At 45.2% G+C, this 646-nt stretch carries 1 protein-coding gene; it reads left to right on the top strand.

Features of this window, described 5'->3' with window-relative positions; genetic code table 11:
- Window positions 1-46: 46 nt before the first annotated feature.
- Window positions 47-472 (top strand): hypothetical protein, encoded by a 426-nt coding sequence (locus ACFIMA_RS09905; RefSeq protein WP_375610955.1) that lies wholly within the window; start codon window positions 47-49, stop codon window positions 470-472.
- Window positions 473-646 lie beyond the last annotated feature (174 nt).

Genomic DNA, 646 nt, shown 5'->3' with positions numbered 1-646 from the left:
AAATCACAGGATTTAATGTGGATTTACGTCCTTTAGGCAGAGGGTAATGGCAAAAGTCTTTTTGACCACGTCTTGGGATATGGAGCGTATAGCACCATACCTTGAAGACATCATTGCGTCGTTTCGCGAGTATGTGGAACGTTTTAAACATGAAATCACGTTGCAAGAGCTCCTTGAAGCGATTTGCAGTGGCAAGAAACAGTTATGGCTTGTTTTGGATGATGACGAGCGCTTTTTAGCGGCATTCACGACCCAGATACAACAGACAGTTTTAGGAAAGAAGCGCGCTCTGATTTGTGAATGTAGTGGCAAGGGCGTTCTTGATCAAGTTGATAATTTGACATTTGTAGAGGATTGGGCGCGTGAGAATGGGGCTTTTGAGATAGAGATTTTAGGGCGTTTAGGTTGGAAACGTGCACTGAACAAACAAGGTTATGGCATAGATATGCTTTATTATAGGAAGGAATTGTGACATGGGGAGCAGTAGACCAGCAACGACAGAACAGAAGCAGGTGCAGACAAGTGCCCCTCCTGCTTGGATGCAGAATGTCTTTAAGCGAGGTGGTGCGGATGCGTATAATCTGTATGATACAGGGATGGGTGGTAATGTGTATGGGGGACCTCGTGTTGCACCTTTAAGTGCTCC

Source organism: Bartonella sp. AP88HLJMH (assembly GCF_042195605.1).
GTDB lineage: Bacteria > Pseudomonadota > Alphaproteobacteria > Rhizobiales > Rhizobiaceae > Bartonella.
This window is presented reverse-complemented; position numbering and strand designations above follow the sequence as displayed.